This is a genomic window from Escherichia sp. MOD1-EC5950, from assembly GCF_002965345.1.
In the GTDB taxonomy this organism is placed as follows: Bacteria; Pseudomonadota; Gammaproteobacteria; order Enterobacterales; family Enterobacteriaceae; genus Escherichia; species Escherichia marmotae.
In genome coordinates this window covers 335001-356856 of sequence record NZ_PTSR01000003.1, presented here as the reverse complement: position 1 = coordinate 356856, position 21856 = coordinate 335001, and the positions used below count along the sequence as shown (strand labels likewise).

20 protein-coding genes are annotated in these 21856 nt (G+C 49.1%); 6 read left to right on the top strand and 14 right to left on the bottom strand.

Annotation, left to right across the window (positions count from 1 at the left end; all coding sequences use genetic code 11):
- Position 1 precedes the first annotated feature (1 nt).
- Positions 2 to 538: a helix-turn-helix domain-containing protein gene (locus BEA93_RS06545; protein WP_000429073.1), complete on the bottom strand. Its 537-nt coding sequence runs from the start codon at positions 536 to 538 to the stop codon at positions 2 to 4.
- 52 nt (positions 539 to 590) lie between these two features.
- On the opposite strand from BEA93_RS06545, the gene BEA93_RS06540 reads away from it, so the two are divergent.
- On the top strand, positions 591 to 1802 hold the full coding sequence (locus tag BEA93_RS06540) for a benzoate/H(+) symporter BenE family transporter (RefSeq protein WP_071990339.1): 1212 nt from the start codon (positions 591 to 593) through the stop codon (positions 1800 to 1802).
- Positions 1803 to 1836: 34 nt separating this feature from the next.
- On the opposite strand, the gene BEA93_RS06535 is transcribed toward BEA93_RS06540, so the two are convergent.
- The 3 genes from BEA93_RS06535 to tehA all read right to left on the bottom strand — a co-directional run bounded on the left by BEA93_RS06535 (position 1837) and on the right by tehA (position 4390).
- The gene (locus BEA93_RS06535) at positions 1837 to 2505 is read right to left on the bottom strand and encodes a DUF3313 domain-containing protein (protein ID WP_001261035.1); all 669 of its coding nucleotides are present in this window, start codon (positions 2503 to 2505) and stop codon (positions 1837 to 1839) included.
- A gap of 302 nt (positions 2506 to 2807) precedes the next feature.
- Positions 2808 to 3401, bottom strand: a complete 594-nt coding sequence (tehB, locus tag BEA93_RS06530; protein ID WP_105224565.1) for a tellurite resistance methyltransferase TehB — start codon at positions 3399 to 3401, stop codon at positions 2808 to 2810.
- A complete protein-coding gene (gene tehA, locus BEA93_RS06525; protein WP_024191883.1) occupies positions 3398 to 4390 on the bottom strand; it encodes a dicarboxylate transporter/tellurite-resistance protein TehA in 993 nt (330 codons plus the stop codon). Before tehA ends, tehB begins: the two co-directional genes overlap by 4 nt.
- 123 nt (positions 4391 to 4513) lie before the next feature.
- On the opposite strand from tehA, the gene ydcK reads away from it, so the two are divergent.
- Entirely contained in the window at positions 4514 to 5494 is a 981-nt protein-coding gene (ydcK, locus tag BEA93_RS06520) for a YdcK family protein (protein WP_105224566.1), read from the top strand.
- On the opposite strand, the gene rimL is transcribed toward ydcK, so the two are convergent.
- From rimL to hglS, 4 genes are all read right to left on the bottom strand, one after another.
- The gene (rimL, locus tag BEA93_RS06515; protein WP_001516425.1) at positions 5486 to 6025 is read right to left on the bottom strand and encodes a 50S ribosomal protein L7/L12-serine acetyltransferase; all 540 of its coding nucleotides are present in this window, start codon (positions 6023 to 6025) and stop codon (positions 5486 to 5488) included. The genes ydcK and rimL overlap by 9 nt on opposite strands.
- A gap of 48 nt (positions 6026 to 6073) precedes the next feature.
- A complete protein-coding gene (locus tag BEA93_RS06510; protein WP_001516426.1) occupies positions 6074 to 6298 on the bottom strand; it encodes a YdcH family protein in 225 nt (74 codons plus the stop codon).
- Positions 6299 to 6438: 140 nt separating this feature from the next.
- Positions 6439 to 8094: a glucan biosynthesis protein OpgD gene (gene opgD, locus BEA93_RS06500; RefSeq protein ID WP_105224567.1), complete on the bottom strand. Its 1656-nt coding sequence runs from the start codon at positions 8092 to 8094 to the stop codon at positions 6439 to 6441.
- Between the two features lie 225 nt (positions 8095 to 8319).
- Positions 8320 to 9663: a 2-oxoadipate dioxygenase/decarboxylase HglS gene (gene hglS, locus BEA93_RS06490; protein WP_105224568.1), complete on the bottom strand. Its 1344-nt coding sequence runs from the start codon at positions 9661 to 9663 to the stop codon at positions 8320 to 8322.
- 216 nt (positions 9664 to 9879) lie between these two features.
- Between hglS and BEA93_RS06485 the strand changes: the two genes are divergently transcribed.
- Complete coding sequence (locus BEA93_RS06485) at positions 9880 to 10803, top strand: LysR substrate-binding domain-containing protein (RefSeq protein WP_000414559.1); 924 nt, start codon at positions 9880 to 9882, stop codon at positions 10801 to 10803.
- Positions 10804 to 10840: 37 nt separating this feature from the next.
- On the opposite strand, the gene BEA93_RS06480 is transcribed toward BEA93_RS06485, so the two are convergent.
- Positions 10841 to 12481, bottom strand: coding sequence for a methyl-accepting chemotaxis protein (locus tag BEA93_RS06480; RefSeq protein ID WP_105224569.1), 1641 nt, complete (start codon positions 12479 to 12481; stop codon positions 10841 to 10843).
- A 199-nt stretch (positions 12482 to 12680) separates the two neighbouring features.
- On the opposite strand from BEA93_RS06480, the gene BEA93_RS25605 reads away from it, so the two are divergent.
- Both BEA93_RS25605 and BEA93_RS06475 read left to right on the top strand, forming a co-directional pair.
- Complete coding sequence (locus tag BEA93_RS25605) at positions 12681 to 12824, top strand: hypothetical protein (RefSeq protein ID WP_228929205.1); 144 nt, start codon at positions 12681 to 12683, stop codon at positions 12822 to 12824.
- Positions 12769 to 12885: a Hok/Gef family protein gene (locus BEA93_RS06475; RefSeq protein WP_233476860.1), complete on the top strand. Its 117-nt coding sequence runs from the start codon at positions 12769 to 12771 to the stop codon at positions 12883 to 12885. Before BEA93_RS25605 ends, BEA93_RS06475 begins: the two co-directional genes overlap by 56 nt.
- 72 nt (positions 12886 to 12957) lie before the next feature.
- Here the strand turns inward: BEA93_RS06475 and BEA93_RS06470 are convergent, their stop codons facing one another.
- Both BEA93_RS06470 and cybB read right to left on the bottom strand, forming a co-directional pair.
- Complete coding sequence (locus tag BEA93_RS06470) at positions 12958 to 13131, bottom strand: hypothetical protein (RefSeq protein ID WP_000736410.1); 174 nt, start codon at positions 13129 to 13131, stop codon at positions 12958 to 12960.
- Positions 13132 to 13410: 279 nt separating this feature from the next.
- A complete protein-coding gene (cybB, locus tag BEA93_RS06465) occupies positions 13411 to 13941 on the bottom strand; it encodes a cytochrome b561 (protein ID WP_000428995.1) in 531 nt (176 codons plus the stop codon).
- Between the two features lie 188 nt (positions 13942 to 14129).
- Between cybB and gap the strand changes: the two genes are divergently transcribed.
- A complete protein-coding gene (gene gap, locus BEA93_RS06460) occupies positions 14130 to 15131 on the top strand; it encodes a type I glyceraldehyde-3-phosphate dehydrogenase (protein ID WP_105224570.1) in 1002 nt (333 codons plus the stop codon).
- A 41-nt stretch (positions 15132 to 15172) separates the two neighbouring features.
- Here gap and aldA read toward each other — a convergent pair whose 3' ends face one another.
- The 3 genes from aldA to hrpA all read right to left on the bottom strand — a co-directional run bounded on the left by aldA (position 15173) and on the right by hrpA (position 21778).
- On the bottom strand, positions 15173 to 16612 hold the full coding sequence (gene aldA, locus BEA93_RS06455; protein WP_001516431.1) for an aldehyde dehydrogenase: 1440 nt from the start codon (positions 16610 to 16612) through the stop codon (positions 15173 to 15175).
- A gap of 195 nt (positions 16613 to 16807) precedes the next feature.
- Positions 16808 to 17608: a DUF218 domain-containing protein YdcF gene (ydcF, locus tag BEA93_RS06450; protein ID WP_105224571.1), complete on the bottom strand. Its 801-nt coding sequence runs from the start codon at positions 17606 to 17608 to the stop codon at positions 16808 to 16810.
- A gap of 267 nt (positions 17609 to 17875) precedes the next feature.
- On the bottom strand, positions 17876 to 21778 hold the full coding sequence (hrpA, locus tag BEA93_RS06445) for an ATP-dependent RNA helicase HrpA (RefSeq protein WP_105224572.1): 3903 nt from the start codon (positions 21776 to 21778) through the stop codon (positions 17876 to 17878).
- Positions 21779 to 21856 lie beyond the last annotated feature (78 nt).

Here is a 21856-nt window from a genome sequence, read left to right as displayed (position 1 = left end):
TTTAACTACGTGGGTAATGAATGAGGGAATGAAAATGCACGCTTTGCTCGTCACGGTTGCAATAGGCATGAGCGACATCGGCGGCAAAACGGATGCCTTCTCCACGATTAAGACTATGCCACGCGCCATCAACGCACAGTTCAAGCTGCCCTTCGATGACGACGACATGTTCAATCACCCCCTTTTCGTGTGGCGTCGATTCACTTATTGCGCCAGGAGCCATCAGGATCGAAAAGTGTTCAAAGCAGAGTTGTGGATCATAAGGAAACAACGAGGTGATCACCATCGCCTGCTGTTGTGGATCATAAACTGATGGTATAGCGTTCTGTGGCGGCGAAATAAACGTCGAAAACGGCACGTTCATTCCGGTGGCGATTTTCCATAATGTCGCGACCGTCGGGCTGGATTCATTACGTTCAATCTGCCCTAACATCGCTTTAGAAACGCCCGTAACTTCTGCCAGTCGAGAAAGACTCCAGCCTCGTTGCTGACGAAGATATTTAAGCGTGGCGGATAAATAGTGAGCGAGATTTTCCATGCGACTCCTCTTGCAAAACAGGAGTTTATCACTTGTGCGTTATAACGGACAAATGCTACGGTGCCTGTCCGCTATAACGCACGAGGTGATTATGCGTCTGTTTTCTGTTCCTCCACCTACATTACTGGCGGGATTTCTGGCGGTATTGATCGGCTACGCCAGTTCGGCGGCAATAATATGGCAGGCAGCGATTGTCGCGGGTGCCACCACTGCGCAAATCTCCGGTTGGATGACGGCACTGGGACTGGCAATGGGGTTCAGTACTCTTGCCCTGACATTGTGGTATCGCGTGCCGGTTCTGACCGCATGGTCAACGCCTGGCGCGGCTTTGTTAGTAACAGGATTGCAGGGACTCACGCTTAACGAAGCCATCGGCGTTTTTATGGTCACGAACGCGTTGATTGTCCTCTGTGGTGTGACGGGATTATTTGCCCGCCTGATGCGCATTATTCCGCATTCTCTTGCAGCAGCGATGCTGGCCGGGATTTTATTACGCTTTGGTTTACAGGCGTTTGCCAGCCTGGATGGTCAGTTTACGTTGTGCGGAAGTATGTTGCTGGTCTGGCTGGCGACGAAGGCTTTTGCGCCACGTTATGCCGTAATCGCGGCTATGGTTGTCGGAATTTTGGTGGTAATACTGCAAGGTGACGTTGTCACAAAAAATGTTGTTTTTAAACCCGTTCTTCCTGCTTATATCGATCCAGAATTTTCGTTTTCTCACAGTTTAAGTGTTGCGCTACCACTTTTTCTGGTGACGATGGCGTCGCAAAACGCGCCGGGGATTGCAGCGATGAAAGCGGCTGGATATTCGGTTCCCGTTTCGCCGCTGATTGTCTTTACTGGACTACTGGCACTTCTATTTTCTCCGTTTGGCGTTTATTCCGTAGGGATTGCGGCAATTACTGCTGCTATTTGCCAAAGCCCGGAAGCGCACCCGGACAAAGATCACCGTTGGCTGGCCGCCGCCGCGGCTGGCGTCTTTTATTTACTGGCGGGTTTATTTGGCAGTGCCATTACGGGCATGATGGCTACCCTGCCCGTAAGTTGGATCCAGATGCTGGCGGGTCTGGCGCTGTTAAGTACCATTGGCGGCAGTTTGTATCAGGCGTTGCATAATGAACGTGAGCGCGACGCTGCTGTGGTAGCATTTCTGGTAACAGCGAGCGGACTGACATTGGTTGGGATTGGTTCAGCGTTTTGGGGATTAATTGCCGGTGGCGTCTGTTACGTGATGTTGAATTTAATGGCTGGTAGAAACCGATAATAAGAAGCGCCATCTTACGATGGCGCGACTGGTATTACTTTTTGTTAACGTCAAACATGGTGGCATCAGTCGCCATGTCATCAATAACTTGCTTAATGTTTTCGAAAGCCATTGGTGTACTTTCGTTATTCAGGTCTTTACCTTCGCCCTGGCGAACCACTTTAATCACCGGTTTGTTGGTAGCCGCGTCAATCAGCTCGCCTTCAAAGTACAAGCGGGTATCCATGGTACGGTGACCCGTCGCCATTTGCGTCCCCGCAACAACTAATGCGACAGGAACAACTTCATAGAACTGTAACCCTTCTTTGCTGGTATCAACACCGGTAATAGCACCACGGAAAATCAGACTACGTGGGCCAGCGGTAGTCACCAGTGGTTTACGCTGCGCAATCGCTTCTTTCATTTCGGTGTTGGTATAGCTCAAAATTTTATCCAGAACTTTCTGCCCTACCTGGGTAGAGGCTTTTGGCACTGGGTAATAGGTGATCGGATTCCAGACAATGCTGTCATATTTGCTTTGATCAAAATTTGGATCAACCCAGCGCAATACCGGTTTGCCCGTTGCTGACGTTGTTTCTTGAAGGTTGGAGTAATTGTTTAAAAAACCAGAATATTTATCCGGCTGGGTGATTTTAGAGGCACAACCAGACAGAGCCAACAAACCGCATAAAGCCGCAACTTTCGCAATCGATGTGGTACGCATGAATAATTTCCTGAGATAATTATATTACTTTTTAAGTTATAGCAAAAAGCGCCGCTTCGTGTTGTGGCAAAAAAAGTGTTGTTGAAAATAAATTTTCCAGCCCCTTTTCTGACAATATAGTCAATGACGAAAAGGGGGCTGAGTCAATCATCAGTTGTTAATCTTCAGGATGTTAAGCTAATAAAAAACTTCGCTTCTTGTGATTTATTTCACACCATATTGATAAAAAACATGCCTACCGAAAAGAACAGCCGTTAATCATCTCTACGCGAAGCATTTCCATACGCATTGTCCTTTTCTGATTATTTTTTGCGCGCCAACATAGTAGTAAAACGTAGTTTAATACGATTACCGTTGGCGTCGGTTCGGTGTAGTTCACCAACGTCTTCATTGTATTTCAGCATCTCCCAGCCTTCGTAATATCGACGCAACTCCCCCTCTTTGAAGGCAAATGGGAAGCCGACAGTACATGGGAAATCAGCGGTATCCATTGCCGCCACAATCAGGTTGTAACCGCCGGGTTTTGTGCAGCGCTGCATATTCGCAATCAGCCCTGGGATGGTTTTCGCCTCCAGGAACATCAGCACCACAGTAGAAAGAATAAAATCGTATTGTCCATCAAACGTGAGGCTATTCAGATCGACAACCTGAGTACGTAAATTTTCCAGATTTTCAATGGTTTTAATGCGCTCAACGTTGGCAATGCTCATAGCATTTTTATCCCATGCGTCAACATCAAAACCATTAGCTGCAAGGTAAAGGCTATTACGACCATTGCCACAGCCCAGATCCAGCGTTTTACCCGGTTTAACCACTTTCACGGCTTCCAGAACTTCGGAATGTGTGCGGGTTAATTCATATTTATCAGTAAAGTAGTTTTCATCACGAATGATCATTCTTTGTCCTCGGATTTCATTAAAACGGCGCGCTCAGTTCTGATTAATAATTTCCCCTGCATCAGAAGCGCGAAAGTACGGATGAGCAGTAATGCGATAATAAAATTGGTAAAGATAAATAGCGGCACTGCCAGCGTATGGAAAAAACCATTATCGCTGCCGCTACCCAGATGCAAACCGGTGGTTGCCAACGCGGATACGCCGAACGAGAAACTCCAGAATGAGGCATTAAACGGTTGCGAGAGATACCACGGCATCAGGCGCAACATGAACAGTAGTTGCAGCAGCCCATAACCGAAAAGCATTTTCGCCAGTGTGTCACCCTCGCCACCGTTAACGCTTAACCAGGCGCTACAAGCGACCAGCGCAGGGGCAAGCTGAATACCGAGCGATGTCCGCAGCGCCGTGGGTAACTCACCCGAACTACGCAGCCGTTGAAGGATCACCGGTTCAAGACTCAACCAGGAGAAGACGCCAGCGCCTAAAAAAACCAGACCGGCATCAGTGTAACCTAACGCACCACAGGCCATTGCGCTGATAAAGTTATTGGCAACAGTCGGCAAATAAAGCCCCGGTGTCGTCGCTTCTTCAGGGTGAGAACCGCGCCATAATCCGGCAGTTTGCCAGGCGGCGTAAACCAGTTGAATCACTACGCCAACGCTGAACAGACACACTGCCAACGGGCGATACCACGGCACGAAACCAATTGCTACCAGCATCGTCGTTGCCGGAAACAAACTAACAAAACTGCTCATCACCGGATGGCGCACTTCTGCCAGCACACTGTGCGGAAAGCGCACCAGCCGGGTGATAAATGCCGTGGTCAGTAATCCCCAAATGATCATCGCCAGGATCACCAGACCATCACCTAACCAGTGACTGACCTGCCAAACCTGGCTGGCATAGCGCCAGGCAAACCCCATCCCTATCGTTCCCAACACAATGCCAAAGTAGCCAGCCGGTAAATTGAGCACTTTATCGCTCTGTATCTTCTTACTCATTTTGTTTAATTTATAAAGTATATTTGAAATGCATTTTATGGAAATTTCTCAAACATAGCCAGAGTCGCAGAATTTGCTACGGTTATAGTAAGTCACCTGCGGGAAAACGCTATGCGCAAATATCGTCTCAGTGAAGAACAGCGAGCCTTTAGTTATCAGGAAGATGGCGATAAAAAGAGTGTGTTATTACGGCAGATTATTGCCGTAGCCGATTTTAACGATGTGATAACGGGAACCGCTGGCGGCTGGATCGATAGCGAAACGGCGCTGGCACAGGAGGGAAATTGCTGGATTTACGACCAGAATACCATTGCTTTCGGCGGAACGGTTGTTTCCGGTAATACACGTATCACCGGTAGTTGCGTGCTGCGGGGGGAGGTCTACGCAACGGATAACACCTGGATCGATAATAGTGAAATCAGCCAGGGTGCACATATAAGTGACAACGTCACGATTAAAGACTCATTAATATGTGGTCAGTGTAGAATTTTTGGTCATGCCTGTATCGATCAACATTCAATGATCGTCGCCACGCAAGGGCTAACGCCCGACCACCATCTTCTGCTGCAAATTTATGATCGCGCCAGGGTTAGCACCTCGCGTGTTGTCCATCAGGCGCAAATTTATGGCGATGCCGTCGTCCGGTATGCATTTATTGAGCATCGCGCCGAAGTTTTTGATTTTGCCCGTATTGAAGGCAATGAAGAAAACAACGTCTGGCTGTGCGACTGTGCGAAAGTCTACGGTCATGCACGTGTGATTGCCGGGACAGGAGAAGATGCCATTCCCACCCTTCACTACAGTTCCCAGGTAGCGGAACATGCCACGGTAGAAGGTAATTGTGTGTTAAAGCATCATGTTCTGGTTGGTGGTAACGCCATTGTGCGTGGTGGTCCGATTCTGCTCGACGAGCACGTTATCATACAAGGTGACAGTTGCATTACAGGCGCGGTAATGATTGAAAACCATGTGGAGATAACCGACCACGCCGTCGTCGAAGCCTTTGATGGCGACGCTATTCATGTACGTGGTCCAAAAGTTATTAACGGCGAGGAACGTATTACACGAACGCCTCTGGCGGGATTATTGTGAATCGATAATGCGCGCGTATATATTCACATCATCGTAAGCATCGTTAAGGAATTCAGCCTGTTTCAGACAACCTTCCAGTGTAAAACCATTACGCACGGCTACCTTGTTGCTTTGCGGATTGTCCACCCGACATTTGATCACGAAGCGTCGTAGCTCACCGATCCGGGCATAATGATGAATAAACGCCTGCAGCGCCTGAGAAATAATCCCCTGTCCCTGATGGGACTCGTCCAGCCAGTAGCCGATTTCCGCCGTTTTATTCAGCGGTTCTATACGATTAAATGAGATAACGCCGACGAGTTCATCTTCTTTGAAAATCATGAACATTTTGGCATAGCCGCGTTGATGCAACATCATATTGCCCTGCACCGTTTTTCGCGTGTCCTCTTCGCTGTGCACAAACTGCGGCCAGTTTAACGATTGTTGTAACCAGGTTTTGTTTTTACAGGTTAATTGATACAGCGGTGTGACGTGCCTTTCTTCAACGGCACGTAATTCAAGTGATTCACTCACTTTAATCGTCTCGGTCATAATCCTTACATCAGTTTAAAAAGCCGCCTTGCTGGCGGCTTAGAAAGTTTACATCTCTTTGACGCTCTCCTGCTGCAGGATTTTAAGCATCTCATCCTTTAACTGTAACTTTTGTTTTTTCATGCGAACCACTTCCGCATTGTACCCTCGACCGTCAGAACCTTCCTTTCTGGCAATTTCATGATCAAGTTTATTGTGTTTATCGAACAAGGACATAAAGCGAGGATTTTCGTTTTTCAGACGGGATATTAAATCTCGGTATTCTGGAAACATACGCACTCCCTGTTAGTGGCTGACAAGGTGTATCTGAAATACACACCATCAGATTACTCATTTAACGTAAGGAAAAATGCGAGCAGGATCGTGTTTAACCAGACGACACCCTCCGGAAGAAGGTGCCGAAGAAAAGACGATTAATTCATCACGCGATCGTCAACATACTGACGTTTATCCGGTGCTGGTGGGAAATATTGATACAGCCATGTTTCACTGATGGCATCGCCCTGACAACGTAGATACATCCGCATATCAACCGGTTCGGTAGAGTCCGAGGTCGGATACCAGTCAAACTGAATACGGTAACCATCTATTGGTTCAATGTAGAGAATTTCGATTTGCTTCGCTTCACCACTGGAAAGCGTGATGACCGGTTCAATCCCTTTCGGCGCTGCTGCTTTCAGATCACCACCGACAAAATCGACGGCGAAACGACGCGCCCATTTTTCCGGATAGTGTTCACCTGGTGCCCAGCCTTCCGGAAAACCACCCATGCCGGTACGCGTCGCCATAACTCGCGCTAATGGACAATGAACAGGAGGTTGCGCACTCCAGTACAGACGATACTGGAACGCCAGTTCGTCGCCCGCTTTAATTGCTTTCTCCGGTTGCCAGAAACAGACAATGTTATCCAGCGTTTCCCCTGTTGTCGGGATCTCCATCAAACCGATAGTGCCTTTCCCCCACTGGTTACGTGGCTCCACCCACAGACTTGGGCGTTTGTTGTACCAGCCCATGATGTCCTGATAATGGGAGAAGTCGCGATCCAGTTGCAATAAACCAAACCCTTTGGGGTTGTTGTCGGTATAGGCATTGAACTGCAATTTTTGCGGGTTATTCAGCGGACGGCAGATCCACTCACCATTACCCCGCCACATGGAAAGACGGTCGGAGTCATGGATTTGCGGATGGATGGTGTCACACATCCGACGTTCGTTAGTACCACAACTGAACATGCTGGTCATCGGCGCAATGCCCAGTTGTTTAATGTCTTTGCGCGCATACAGGTGATTCTCAACATCCATAATCACCTGGCTCTTCTCACAATGGATGGTGAACTTATAGGCACCGGTAATGCTGGCACTATCGAGCAACGCATAAACGGTAAAGGTGGTTGCACCCGGTTTTACCGTATCGAACCAGAAAGCGGTAAAGTCGGGGAACTCTTCTTTGCTGTCGGTATAAGTGTCGATCGCAAGACCACGCGCCGACAAACCATATTGATAAGTGTCATCAACAGCACGGAAATAACTGGCACCGAGGAAAGAAACTACGTCGCGGCGCGCCAATTCTGGCGCTTTAAACACTCGGAACCCCGCAAAGCCGAGATCGCTTTGCCCTTCCAGTTGTTTGGTATCGACACCCGCATCGTTGTATTTGAATAACTCCGGGCGGAAGTGAATTTCGCGCGCCTGATGAGTTGCCGGATCGACAGAGAACATGCGCACGCGGCGACGGAATCCCATTCCCATATGGAAGAACTGAGCGTCAAGCTGGCGATTTTCAACGTTATGCCATAACGATTTTTCGGCGTCGTATTGAATGCTGTTATAGGCCTGAGGCGTCATTGTCGCCAGCGTATCGGGTAACGGACGCGGCGCGCCTCGCCACGTTTTTTGCGCTAAATCATGCGCCATTGACTGTAAAATAGAGAAGTCAAAACGCTGGGTTTGCCCGTCGGCAATGTCCGATTCTGCTGCGAACGCAGCCTGAGAAAAAAGAGAAGCAATGCCGCTAGTCCCGCACACGGCGGCCATAGCCATTGAACCTTTAATAAATCGTCTACGATCCATACCTGAAAGTGAGTCCTTCTGGTGTAGTGAATGGTCCCGCGCTGGTCGTATTCAGCGGCAAGAAAATGCTTGTTTATAACCGCTCACTCTAGACAATATTTATTAATAATCCAATTGTTAGACACAGAGAATCTGCACAAATTGGCATTTTTTTTCTGTCGATGGGAAGAGCCTGATTCGTTTGTAAAATCAGGCAAATTTTTGCAAAGTCGGATGCACCGAATTTTAAAGCAAACCACAGCGGCGTTTACTGCGTTCTTCCGCTTCCTGATAGAGCTGAAACTCATCAAACACCGGACACCCCAGCGCCTGTTCAAAAGCTTCCCGGCTGGCATTGCCGCGACTGCGCATTTGCGTTTCATTGCCCAGATTCGACTGGAAGATCCCCGCAGCACTAACCGGCAGAAAATCCTCATAAGTAATAGGTTGCGCTACGACCCAACCACGTTCGATCAAAGGTTGAGGATCATCACCGGGATGAATCGCCCGACGATGTGCCTCACCCGACGGCGTCAGGCGATAACGAAACCATGCCAATCCATGCTGTCGCATCAGAAATTCACTGTCCGGAAAGGCACTAAAGGTTTCCTGCAGATGAAGTTGGTGAGTGAGATTATCCTGTCCTGTTCCGGCATTACGCAGAAGTACATCATACAGTTGCCGTCCTTTCGGCGTTAACGCCACACCGCGTTGCTCTATCTCGCCAAAGCGCGCGGTATGCGTCCCCTGCTTTTGCCCTGCAAACATGACCGACTCTTCCAGCGCCTTAAAGCTGGTCTGGCGCAGTAAAATCGGCACCTCGCGGCGCGGCGGTCCTTCGATCAGAATTTTGGGTTCGATACCGCATTCGGGCATCATCGACTGAACTCTGTCGATATCCAGGGTACGTGGCGTCAGGTGGTTAATATGGCAGCCGAGAAAACAGACCACATCAGCAATTAGTCGATGTTCGTTATGCAATGCGCGATATGTTTCTTCATCCACCGTTGCCGACTGATGCCAGCGAAACGTCTCCAGAGCTTCCTGCACAAACTCCCGCGCCTGTGCTTCGCTAAAGCCACCTTCCTGATCATATTCATCTAACAGTTGTCGACAACGCGGGGTAAAGATATCGCGCTGATGCAAAATCTCCGCCGCCTTCTGGCGTAAGGTTTCGTTTTCGATAAGCTCAAGGCGAAGTAATGAGGTAAAAACCCGGAAAGGATTACGCGCCAGCGAGGCATCATCGATAGGACGAAATGCCGTGGAATGTACCGGCACGCCCGCCTGCGAGAGATCGTAATAGCTCACCGGATACATCCCCATAATGGCGAATATCCGCCGTAATGTAGCAAGCTCCTGCGCAGTTCCCACACGTATCGCGCCATGACGTTCAACGTTAAGTCGCGCCAGCTCATCCGCATTAACCATTTTTTCATGCAATTGGGGATTGTTTTCCAGCACAGCCAGATTTACATCAGCTACCAGTTCCAGCAACGTACCGTACTGTGGAACTTCTTGCTGATACATGGCAGACATTGCCTGCGAAAACTGTTCCCGAATCTCATCCGCCGTGATGCTGTTCGCCATAATATCTGCCTCCAGTGGTCGATAATCTGGAGTGTAGGTAACTGCATTCACTCTGGTGTGAAGAATTTACAAACTGTGATCTCCCCGCGAAATCAGCAAAGCTGGACATTCCAAGGTAACAAAATTGCTTTAAATGTTAATAATATTTTGCAATCAGGTTATCATAATTAAACAACTTCACTTGTCAGCGGCACCGCTTCGTTTTTAACATCGCTTATGGAAAAAAATAGTCTGTTTAGTCAGCGCATCCGTTTGCGCCACCTTCATACATTCGTAGCTGTCGCACAACAAGGAACTTTGGGGCGCGCGGCTGAAACCCTTAATCTGAGCCAACCTGCGCTCTCTAAGACACTGAATGAACTGGAGCAATTGACGGGCGCTCGCTTATTTGACCGTGGACGTCAGGGCGCACAACTTACCTTACCCGGCGAGCAATTTTTAACCCATGCAGTCAGAGTGCTTGACGCCATCAACACCGCTGGTCAGGCGCTTAATCGTAAAGAAGGACTTAACAATGATGTTGTAAGAGTTGGTGCATTACCTACTGCTGCGCTGGGGATCTTGCCTTCCGTTATCGGTCAGTTTCATCAACAACAAAAAGAGACCACTCTGCAAGTCGCCACCATGAGTAACACCATGATTCTGGCCGGATTAAAAACAGGAGAAATCGATATCGGTGTTGGCCGGATGTCAGATCCTGAACTGATGACCGGGCTTAATTATGAATTGCTGTTTCTCGAATCACTGAAACTGGTTGTCCGGCCTAATCACCCACTCCTGCAGGAAAACGTGACGCTAAGTCGGGTACTGGAATGGCCTGTTGTCGTATCACCGGAAGGCACTGCACCACGCCAACATTCAGATGCGCTAGTACAGAGCCAGGGTTGTAAAATTCCTTCGGGTTGTATCGAAACGCTTTCAGCCTCTCTTTCACGTCAGCTTACGGTTGAATATGACTATGTATGGTTTGTCCCTTCTGGCGCAGTAAAAGACGATCTGCGTCATGCCACGCTGGTGGCGCTGCCTGTTTCGGGACAGGGTGCTGGCGAACCTATTGGAATACTAACACGCGTAGATGCGACGCTCTCTTCCGGCTGTCAGCTAATGATTAACGCCATTCGGAAATCAATGCCGTTCTGAAAGGTAAAGGGATCTTGAGATCCCTTCTTTAATCTTTTCACGCCGTTACCAGACTAACTGAATCCCCCGCCACTCGTTGAGCTGCCGGCGCAGATTGTTTCGTCAGACGGAATACATCTACCGCTTCAGTTAATCGCGCCGCCTGCTCTTCAAGGGATACCGCCGCCGCAGAAGCCTCTTCCACCAGTGAGGCATTCTGTTGCGTCACTTTATCCATTTCAGAAATCGCCTGACTGACTTGCGTTATGCCCCTGCTTTGCTCATCCGACGCAGCAGCTATTTCCTGCATGATATGCGTGACGCTCGCCACAGCGTCCATTATGGCACTCATGGTTTTCCCTGCTGTCGTCACCTCATTAGCTCCTTGCCCAATTAATCTGACTGATTCACTGATCAGGCCTTCAATTTCTTTCGCTGCCTGAGCGCTACGGCTGGCGAGTGTACGCACTTCACTGGCAACGACAGCAAATCCGCGCCCTTGCTCACCGGCCCGCGCGGCTTCAACGGCTGCATTGAGCGCCAGAATATTTGTCTGGAAGGCAATACTGTTGATCACGGCGGTAATTTCGGAAATTTTCTTTGAACTGCTGGAGATATCCCCCATCGTTTTCACCACGCCGGAGACCGTCTGCCCACCATCGCTGGCTTTAATGGAAGCCTCTTGCGCCAGACGGCTTGCGTAGTGGGCATTATCCGCATTCTGTTTCACTGTCACAGTGAGTTGCTCCATGCTGGCAGCGGTTTGTTCAATCGCCGCGGCCTGTTCTTCAGTGCGCGAAGAAAGGTCGGCATTGCCAGCGGAAATTTCGCTGGTGCCGCGATAAATCTCCTCCGCCCCCTGACGTACCGTCCCGACAGTCATCACCAGCGAATGCTGCATTTGCTGCAAATAACGGCTTAAACGGCCAATTTCACTGCGCCCAGAAGGTTCGTCAGCCATTGTCAGATTGCCGCTGGCAATTTGTTCAATGCGTTGCGCAGCATGCTGCAGAGGTCGAATCACTATCCGACGCAAAACCATAAAGGTCATCAGCGTCATGACCAGGGCAAGCACAAACGCACCAATCATAAACATCACCCCCAGTCGAGTGCGCTGATGCGCCTGCTCCGTCAGATGATTTGCTCTGGCGCTACGTATTTCAACAGCGTTGTTTAAAATCTGGCTATAAACATTATCCAGCGATCGGATCTGCTCACTTTCATGATTAATAATCGCTTCGAACATGCCATTTTTGGCATATTTCAACATGGGTTGCAGACCTGTTATATAAGCCTGAAAACGTTGATTTAATTCAGCATCCAGAGCTTCATCATCACGTGTTTTCACACGGCGATTCTGGTAAGCGCGATAACCTTGCTGCGACTGTTTAATCTGCAATTCTGCTTGTGCAATATTTTTTTTCATCTCTTCCATTTCTGCGATCCGACTCGCCGCCCCGGCCTGAATCATATTGATTCGGGCTGAACGCAAAAAATCAGAGCTATTTGCTAACCCCGTGCGAATCTGGATCTCGGCGGTGACATCTCGCTGATCGCGGTCAGCCTGCCAGAGAAAATATCCAGCCAGGGCTGAACTCAAAGCAAAAAGAAATAATATGCCGCCAAGAATGCAGGCAAATAACGGAACCAATCTGATGTGATGTAAAAAGCCTGAGCGGTGTGAGGATGTTGTATTCATGACCGTGGTCTCTCTTCCAGGTTTACTCCCGATAGAGGGTCATCGGCAATTGACGGTAATTGCTTACTGCCAAAAACCTGTTCATATCACATTTTTACAACAATTATTGCGATGAGAGATTATTACCGCCGGAATGAAGAAACCGGGAATCAGAAGGACGAAGGCCCCGATCGATAATGCTATCAACCGAGGCCAACGAATGAACCACACAATTCGGATGTTAGCCTCTTACCCGCCATCCGGCAAAGAGAAAGGCTATGAAGCGCCCCCTGGTGGCGTGTCTGCTCATTATTTGTTTCACAATACTGGCATTCACACTCCTGACCCGACAAACGCTCTATGAACTGCGGTTCCGGGACGGTGAAAAGGAGGTGGCAGCCCTCATGGCCTGCACGTCCAGGTAAGGGCAGCGCAGGGAGTTTTCCCCGCGTATCTGGCTGGCAGGTTCATTTTCTCATGGCACCCCTTTTTACTTTTCAGTTAGTGCACGTTTTTTTCGATGCGCTGATAGAACCATCGTTACAGACAAATTTGCCGCCAGCAGTGCAGTGAGAGATCCCCCCTTTCGAACCGGAACAAGGTTTTCGCCCTGCATCAGCATAAAAAGACATCAGTAATCCTATCAGTAAAATAAATGACAACTTCTTCATATAACCTCCATGGTTTGCTGAATCTTATGTTCGGTACAAAAGTTATACGCCGGACAGTTTTTATTTCACTTAGGGAGATCAAAGATTGGATTGGGGGAAATTGAGTAACGCTCTTAATAGAAAGATAATTTGATTAAATATTGGCCAGGCAAACATATAAACACGAATTCTGGTTTTATTTGTCATACAAATAAATATAATAGGTGCTTCCGATGTAGACCCGTATTCTTCGCCTGTACCACGGGTCTGGTTTAGTACAGGCGTTTTCTTTTACTGTTGTCAGGAACGCTTACGCGGCATCATGCGCAGAAGCGTATTGTCCTTCCAGAAATAGTGGTGCGCCAATGCAGCAGCGGCATGCAACCCAATAACGAAATACCCCAGATTTGCCAGCGTTTCATGCCACGATTTTAAGGTATCTACCAGATCGAAATTGGCCTCTGAGGCATGAGGCATCATCACACCAAACGCAAACCACGGATTGCCACGGTTATACATCATCACCATGCCAATTATCGGCAGTGCGATAAACAGCAAGTAAATGACCAGATGCCCGAGATGCGCAAGCCCCGTCATCATTGGCTTTGGTTTAGGCACAATTGGTGGCGTTGGATATTTCAGTCTTAGCACGAGACGAAGCACCATCAGTACGAAAATCGAAATGCCACAGGAAACATGGATCATGTTAATAACCGGTCGATCGGCTCGCGGGAAAAATCCACGAAACTCCATCGCACAGTAAGCTGCGATAACCAGTAAAAAGACCAGCCAGTGAATACCGATTTGTAACTTTGAGTATTTATTTTCCATAACATTTCCTGATTTAAAACAATTTATTGTTAACATAACCAGCTTTTCTCAAAATTTCATTAAATATTGTTCACCCATTTTCAGTAGGTTACGTTTCACTGCGAGAATGTAGATTGCTCATCCCACCATCCTGGTCTAAGCCTGGAAAGGATTAATTTTCACCCACGAGTTCCTGACAGGAGAAAACCATGAGTAAAGTTGGTATTAACGGTTTTGGTCGTATCGGTCGACTGGTATTGCGTCGATTACTGGAGGTCAAAAGCAATATAGACGTTGTCGCCATTAATGATCTCACATCCCCGAAAATTCTCGCCTACTTGCTAAAACACGATTCAAACTACGGCCCGTTCCCCTGGAGCGTTGATTTCACTGAAGATTCACTTATTGTCGATGGCAAAAGTATTGCGGTTTACGCCGAAAAAGAGGCGAAAAATATTCCGTGGAAAGCGAAAGGTGCAGAAATCATTGTTGAATGTACCGGCTTTTATACATCCGCAGAGAAATCGCAGGCACATCTGGATGCTGGCGCGAAGAAGGTGTTAATTTCCGCCCCTGCCGGTGAAATGAAAACCATCGTTTATAACGTCAATGACAACACGCTGGATGGCAACGACACCATTGTTTCCGTGGCGTCCTGCACCACCAACTGTCTTGCGCCGATGGCCAAAGCACTCCATGACAATTTTGGAATAGAAGTCGGCACGATGACGACGATTCATGCCTATACCGGCACCCAGTCACTGGTGGATGGTCCGCGTGGTAAAGATCTACGCGCTTCACGTGCGGCGGCAGAAAATATTATTCCCCATACAACGGGCGCAGCAAAAGCTATTGGTCTGGTGATCCCGGAACTGAGCGGTAAACTGAAAGGCCATGCACAGCGTGTACCGGTAAAAACGGGTTCTGTCACCGAGTTGGTGTCTATTCTCGGTAAAAAAGTGACTGCCGAAGAAGTGAACAATGCACTTAAAAAGGCGACAAACAATAACGAATCATTTGGTTATACCGATGAAGAAATAGTCTCTTCCGATATCATTGGTAGCCATTTTGGTTCGGTGTTTGATGCCACCCAAACGGAAATTACCGCCATGGGCGATTTGCAACTGGTAAAAACAGTCGCCTGGTACGACAACGAATATGGCTTTGTCACCCAGCTTATTCGCACCCTGGAAAAATTCGCCAAACTCTGACAGATACAGGCGGAGGGAAATGCCTCCGCCTGTTTTACACATTACGACTGTAAATAAACGACCTGGGTTTGCAGGTATTCATGCAAACCATGTTTACCATCCGCACCGCCAATACCCGACTTACGCCATCCGGCGTGGAAACCTTGCATCGCTTCAAAGTTTTCACGATTGATGTAGGTTTCACCGAACTTCAACCCTTTGATGGCTTTCATCGCGACGTTCAGATTTTGAGTATAAATCGACGAGGTCAGGCCGTAATCGCTGTCGTTAGCCATGGCGATAGCGTGTTCCAGCGTATCGAAAGCGACAACAGGCAGCACCGGGCCAAAGGTTTCTTCGTGCATAATTGACATTTCCTGGCGAACATCCAGCAATATTGTCGGCGGATAATAGTACCCTTTCCCCGCTACCGCTTTGCCACCAAGCGCCACTCTCGCGCCCTCTTCTACAGCACGAGCCACTTTCTGCTCAACCTTTTCCAACGCCGCGGCGTTAATCAACGGCCCCATTGCAATGTCGTTGCGTTCAGAAGGATTGCCAAACTGCACCGCCTGCATCGCTTCACCAAGTCGGTTAACAAACTGGTCATAAATGCCTTTCTGTACATAAACACGTTCAGCACAGTTGCACACTTGCCCACTATTAATGACTCGTGAATCAACGATGGCTTTGACTGCCAGTTCAATATCAGCGTCATCCATCACAATAGCGGGCGCTTTGCCGCCCAGTTCCAGACACACTTTGGTGATATTTTTCGCCGCAGTTGCCATGATTTTCTCCCCGGCGGCGACGCTGCCCGTCATACTGACCATTGCGACCTTCGGGTTACCCGCCAGTTCCTGACCCACTGTTTCACCGCGCCCCAGCACAAGGTTAAACACGCCGCGTGGAAGGCCAATTTCATCGACGATTTTGGCGAAAGCAATTGCGTTATTTGGTGTAAATTCGCTCGGTTTAATGACGATGGTATTGCCGGTGAGCAGAGCGGGTGCCATTTTGCGGGCAATCAGGAAGAACGGGAAATTCCACGGCAGAATACCGGTGGTCACGCCAAGCGCACGTTTAAAAAGAAGAATATTCTCTCCCGGGCGATCGCTTTGAATAATCTCACCCTCGTAGCGCCGCGCCCACTCCGCCATATAATCAATATAGTCCGCCGTGAAAGCCACTTCGACTTCAGCCAGTTGCTGGACTTTGCCCCCTTCCTCGACAATCAGTGCACTAATTTCACTGGCGCGTTCGCGGATCCCGGCAGCGATTTTGCGTAACCAACTGGCGCGCTCAATGGCAGGCAATGCTTCCCATTCTGGTTGGGCGCGTTCTGCAGCATCGATTGCCTTACGGGCATCCTCAGCCTGGCCATCAGGAATACGGGAAATAACCGTCTCTGTTGCAGGGTTTACAACATCAATCCATGCATCTCCATGCCAGGTAACAAACTGTCCATCGATATACATAGGATGTTGAACGGGTACTGACATGGGCGACTCCTGTGATTACTGTGTTTTTATTTGGTAAATATATTGTTAATAAACATCAATCATTGCGGAAACGGCATCGTGGAAGGACGAATCTGTGAAGGGCTTCATAAAAACAGGTGTGAAAGGAATAAAAGGCAGAAGTAAAAGTAAAGAATCATGCCCGTTTGCCAACGGTTTTTCACAAACGGGCAATTTTTAACGTAGCGAACGACTTTCCATCGCTTCAATAAGTACAGCGTCGTGTTTCAGCGTCTGCCATGCCTGGGCGACTTCTACAGGAAAATCAACGTGAACGATAAAATCACGTCCGCGGGGGCCATAACCGTCGCTATCATCACGCAAACGTGGTAGCTCACCAGTAAGTAGCGATAAATAACGTTCAACTGGCCATAATCCTTCCAGTTGATTAACAAATGCGACACTGTCTGCGTTATTCCCCACTTGTGGTACGAATCCTGGATAACTTAACCAGCGAGGTGCATCGGGATTATCAGCAGTAATACGGCGGAACGTCGCCATCGTGCGCCGCTGCATGGTGGGATCCTGCACAACGATAGCCGTGTGAATGCGCTCTGTGGCCTGATTCAATAACGCGACGCTGAAGCGGGCGTTTTCACCGCAGTTCGTTGACTGGTCTTCAATCCAGATTTTTTCATGGGGAATATGCCAGAACTGATGGGCAATATCTGCAAGGATGGTGGCTTCTGCCCTGCCCGTGGTACGAATGGTGTTGTAATGTGGATGCTGTGCGACAGCACTATATAAAAAGGTTGTCGAGTGACCGATACCACCGCTGATCAGTAATGGAATTTGCTGATCGCGGGCAATCTTGCATGCAGCGTCGATAGTGGGAATAACAGCGTTACCTGCGAGGATCACGCAATCAGCCTGATACGGCATCTCACCAGAGAAATCATCCTGCGCCAGCCATCGACCAATAACGTTTATGGCATCTATAGTTGTCGCTGAAAGCGTCGGAAACGGGTTAATGTTCATGGTCCCTCCTTCTCGTTCCCTTAAGAATACTGCGTGAGATAATAATGAGAAGCGGAGCACTCTGAAAGGAAGACGTTGTATTTTCTCTATCCTCCTTCGTAAGCCTGATATTTGTTTTACTCATACTGTATTTGAGGAAAGACTGTTGATAAAAATTCAGCAAAATCGTTCAATGTTGCGATAGAGTGAATCCTTCAGATCTTATAAAGAAAAAACCCGGCAGCACACGCTTACCGGGTTTTAGATTCATCAGCCAAATAACAGCCGTTAACCGCTAATCTGCTCCATCGCCTGCAAAATACGCTTATCCGATATCGGATACGGCGTACCAAGTTGTTGGGCGAAGTAACTGACGCGCAGTTCTTCAATCATCCAACGGATCTCTTTCACGTCTTCATCCTCACGACGCGCTGGCGGCAGTTTGTTGAACCATTGTTGCCATGCCTGCTGGACGTTTTCGACTTTCAGCATTTGGGCACGATCACGATGCGGATCAACCGCCAGTTTCTCCAGGCGTTTTTCAATCGCCTGCAAATAGCGCAGCGTATCGCCCAGCCGTTTGAAGCCGTTACCGGTGACAAAACCGCGATACACCAGACCGCCCATTTGTGCTTTGATGTCAGAAAGCCCCAGCGCCATCGTCATATCAACACGCCCTTTCAGACGTTTGTTGATGTTGAACACTGCCGTGAGGATTTGCTCGACCTGCTTCGCAATATCCACCACGGTATCGTTCAGTTCGGCACGCACTTTTTCATGTAGCGCAGCAAAACCCTCTTCCGTCCAGACCGGGCCACCGTTGGCGTCGATTAATTTATCCACACCGCAGGAGATACAGTCATCGATCAGCTCCAGCACTTTGCCATACGGGTTAAAGTACAGCCCCAGCTTGGCTTTATTCGGCAACTTCTCATGCAGATATTTGATCGGTGAAGGAATATTCAGCAACAGTAGACGGCGCAGACCGTTCCACATTGCTTGCTTCTGCTCCAGTGGATTATCAAACAATTTGATCGCCACGCTGTCACGTTCATCCACCAGCGCAGGCCACGCTTTCACTTTGTAATTGCCGCGCTTCTGCTCGTAGCTTTCCGGCAATTGACCAAAGCTCCAGATATGCAGGCCGCTCTGCTCGATACCGTCATCAGCGACCGCAGACAGTGTTTCCTGCACTTTGCCTTTCAGCGCCTCTTTCAGTTCCTGTAATGAGCGCCCTTCTTTCAACTTCTTGTTTTTGTCGTCCACCACGCGGAAAGTAATTTTCAGGTGATCGGGCACCTGATCCCAGTGCCAGTCTTCGCGGTCAACGGTAACGCCGGTCATGCGGCGCAATTCACGTTCAAGACTGTCGAGCAACGGTAGTTCCAGTGGCGTCACGCGGCCTAAAAACGCTTCGGCGTAGTTTGGCGCAGGCACAAAATTACGACGTACCGGTTTTGGCAGCGATTTAATCAGCGCAATCACCAGTTCACGACGTAATCCAGGAATTTGCCATTCAAAGCCGCGCTCTTCCACCTGGTTGAGCAACGGCAGCGGAATATGCACGGTCACGCCATCAGCGTCCGCACCTGGCTCAAACTGATAACTTAAACGCAGCTTGAGATTGCCCTGATGCCAGAAGTTCGGGTAATCCAGCTTGCTGATTTTTTCCGCACCTTCTTTGATCAACATGCTCTTTTCAAAGTTGAGCAAATCAGGCGTTTCGCGGCTAACCTTTTTCCACCAGTTGTCGAAGTGGCGCGAAGAGATCACATCATGGCTAATGCGCTGGTCGTAAAATTCAAACAGCGTCTCGTCATCTACCAGAATATCGCGACGACGTGATTTGTGTTCCAGCTCTTCCACTTCTGCCCGCAGTTTCAGGTTTTCACGGAAGAAAGCGTGACGTGTCTGCCAGTCACCTTCTACAAGTGCATGGCGGATAAAGAGTTCACGGCACAACGCAGGATCAATCTGGCTGTAGTTAACCTTACGCGCGGCGACAATCGGCAACCCATAAACGGTGACTTTTTCCGTCGCCATCACTGCGCCCTGCGCCCGTTCCCAGTGCGGTTCACTGTAGGTGCGTTTGATCAAATGTTGGGCAACCGGCTCTACCCATTCCGGATCGATGCGTGCCGCAATGCGCCCCCACAGGCGGCTGGTTTCTACCAGTTCCGCCACCATCACCCACTTTGGCGGCTTTTTGAATAAACCAGAACCAGGGAAGATAGAGAAACGCGCGTTACGTGCGCCGGTATATTCCTGTTTATCCGCATCTTTCATGCCGATATGTGAAAGCAAACCGGTCAGTAATGCGATATGAATTTCGCGATACTCCGCCGGTTCACTGTTTACCGGAATGCCGAGTTCTTTCACCACCTGGCGCAACTGAGTGTAGATGTCCTGCCATTCGCGCACGCGCAGATAGTTGAGATATTCAGTGCGGCACAAGCGACGGAAGGCGTTTGAAGAGAGCGCCTTTTGCTGCTCACCGAGATAATTCCACAAATTCACAAACGCCAGGAAGTCGGACTCTTTATCGTGGAAACGACGATGTTTTTCATCCGATGCCTGTTGTTTGTCCATCGGGCGTTCACGAGGGTCCTGAATGGAGAGCGCGGAAGTGATAATCATCGCTTCCCTTACACAGCCATGTTTCTGCGCTTCCAGCACCATGCGTGCCAGACGCGGGTCAACCGGTAACTGTGATAACTGACGACCAAGTGGTGTCAGTTTATATGCGGTTTGTTGTTCGTCGGTGGTGATTGCACCTAACTCCTCCAGCAGGCGCACACCATCCTGAATATTGCGTTTATCCGGCGCTTCAACAAACGGAAACGCAGCGATATCGCCCAGCCCCAGTGCGGTCATCTGTAAGATAACCGACGCCAGGTTGGTACGCAGAATTTCCGGATCGGTAAACTCCGGACGAGAAAGGAAATCATCTTCCGAATAAAGACGAATACAGATCCCTTCTGATACGCGTCCGCAACGGCCTTTACGCTGATTGGCTGAAGCCTGCGAAATTGGCTCAATCGGTAGACGCTGCACTTTGGTGCGATAGCTGTAGCGGCTGATGCGCGCCGTACCTGGGTCGATCACGTATTTAATACCCGGCACAGTCAGCGAGGTTTCCGCGACGTTAGTCGCCAGCACAATGCGCCGCCCGCTGTGTGACTGGAAGACGCGATTTTGTTCGCTGTTTGAAAGCCGCGCATAAAGCGGCAATATTTCCGTATGGCGTAAGTTCAGCTTGTTCAGCGCATCGGCGGTATCGCGAATTTCCCGCTCGCCGCTCATAAAGATCAAAATGTCGCCGGGGCTTTCCTGGCTCAATTCGTCTACGGCATCGAAAATCGCCTGTAACTGGTCGCGCTCGGTATCATCCGCTTCTTCAACTATTGGTCGATAACGCACTTCTACCGGATAAGTTCGACCCGAGACTTCGATAATCGGCGCATTGTTAAAGTGGCGAGAGAAGCGTTCCGGATCGATGGTCGCGGAAGTGATGATGACTTTCAGATCCGGGCGACGTGGCAACAGCTCTTTCAAATAACCGAGCAGGAAATCAATGTTCAGGCTGCGTTCGTGCGCTTCGTCAATGATGATGGTGTCGTACTGCATCAGCAGGCGATCCTGCTGGATTTCCGCCAGCAGAATACCGTCGGTCATCAGCTTGACCATCGTGTTATCACTGACGTGATCGCTGAAACGGACTTTATAACCGATGCAGCCACCCGGTTCGGTCTGCAACTCTTCCGCAATACGGTTCGCCACGGTACGGGCTGCCAGTCGACGAGGCTGGGTATGGCCAATCAGCCCTTTAATCCCGCGCCCCAGTTCCATACAGATTTTCGGCAACTGAGTCGTTTTACCGGAACCTGTTTCTCCGGCGACAATCACCACCTGGTGGTCACGGATCGCTTCGAGAATGTCCTGTTTTTTCTGGCTAACCGGCAAATTGTCCGGATAAGTAATCTCCGGACGCGCCGCTTCACGTAGCAGGACTTTCCCTGCCGCCTGGTCAATTTCTTTTGCCATCTCCTGGAAAATGGCCTGTTGTGCATCAGGATTTTTAACCTTCTTCACCCCATGCAGACGGCGGGAAAAACGCAGTCTGTCACGCAGCATTAACGAATCCAACCGCTGCTGTAAGGCGTTAAAGGTCAATTTTTGTTGTTCTGTCATAACGTTAAAGGGCAGCGTTGTGCCTGATTAATTTTCTTTTAAATGATAGATATAGAGTACCACATCGCGGCTTTTTAT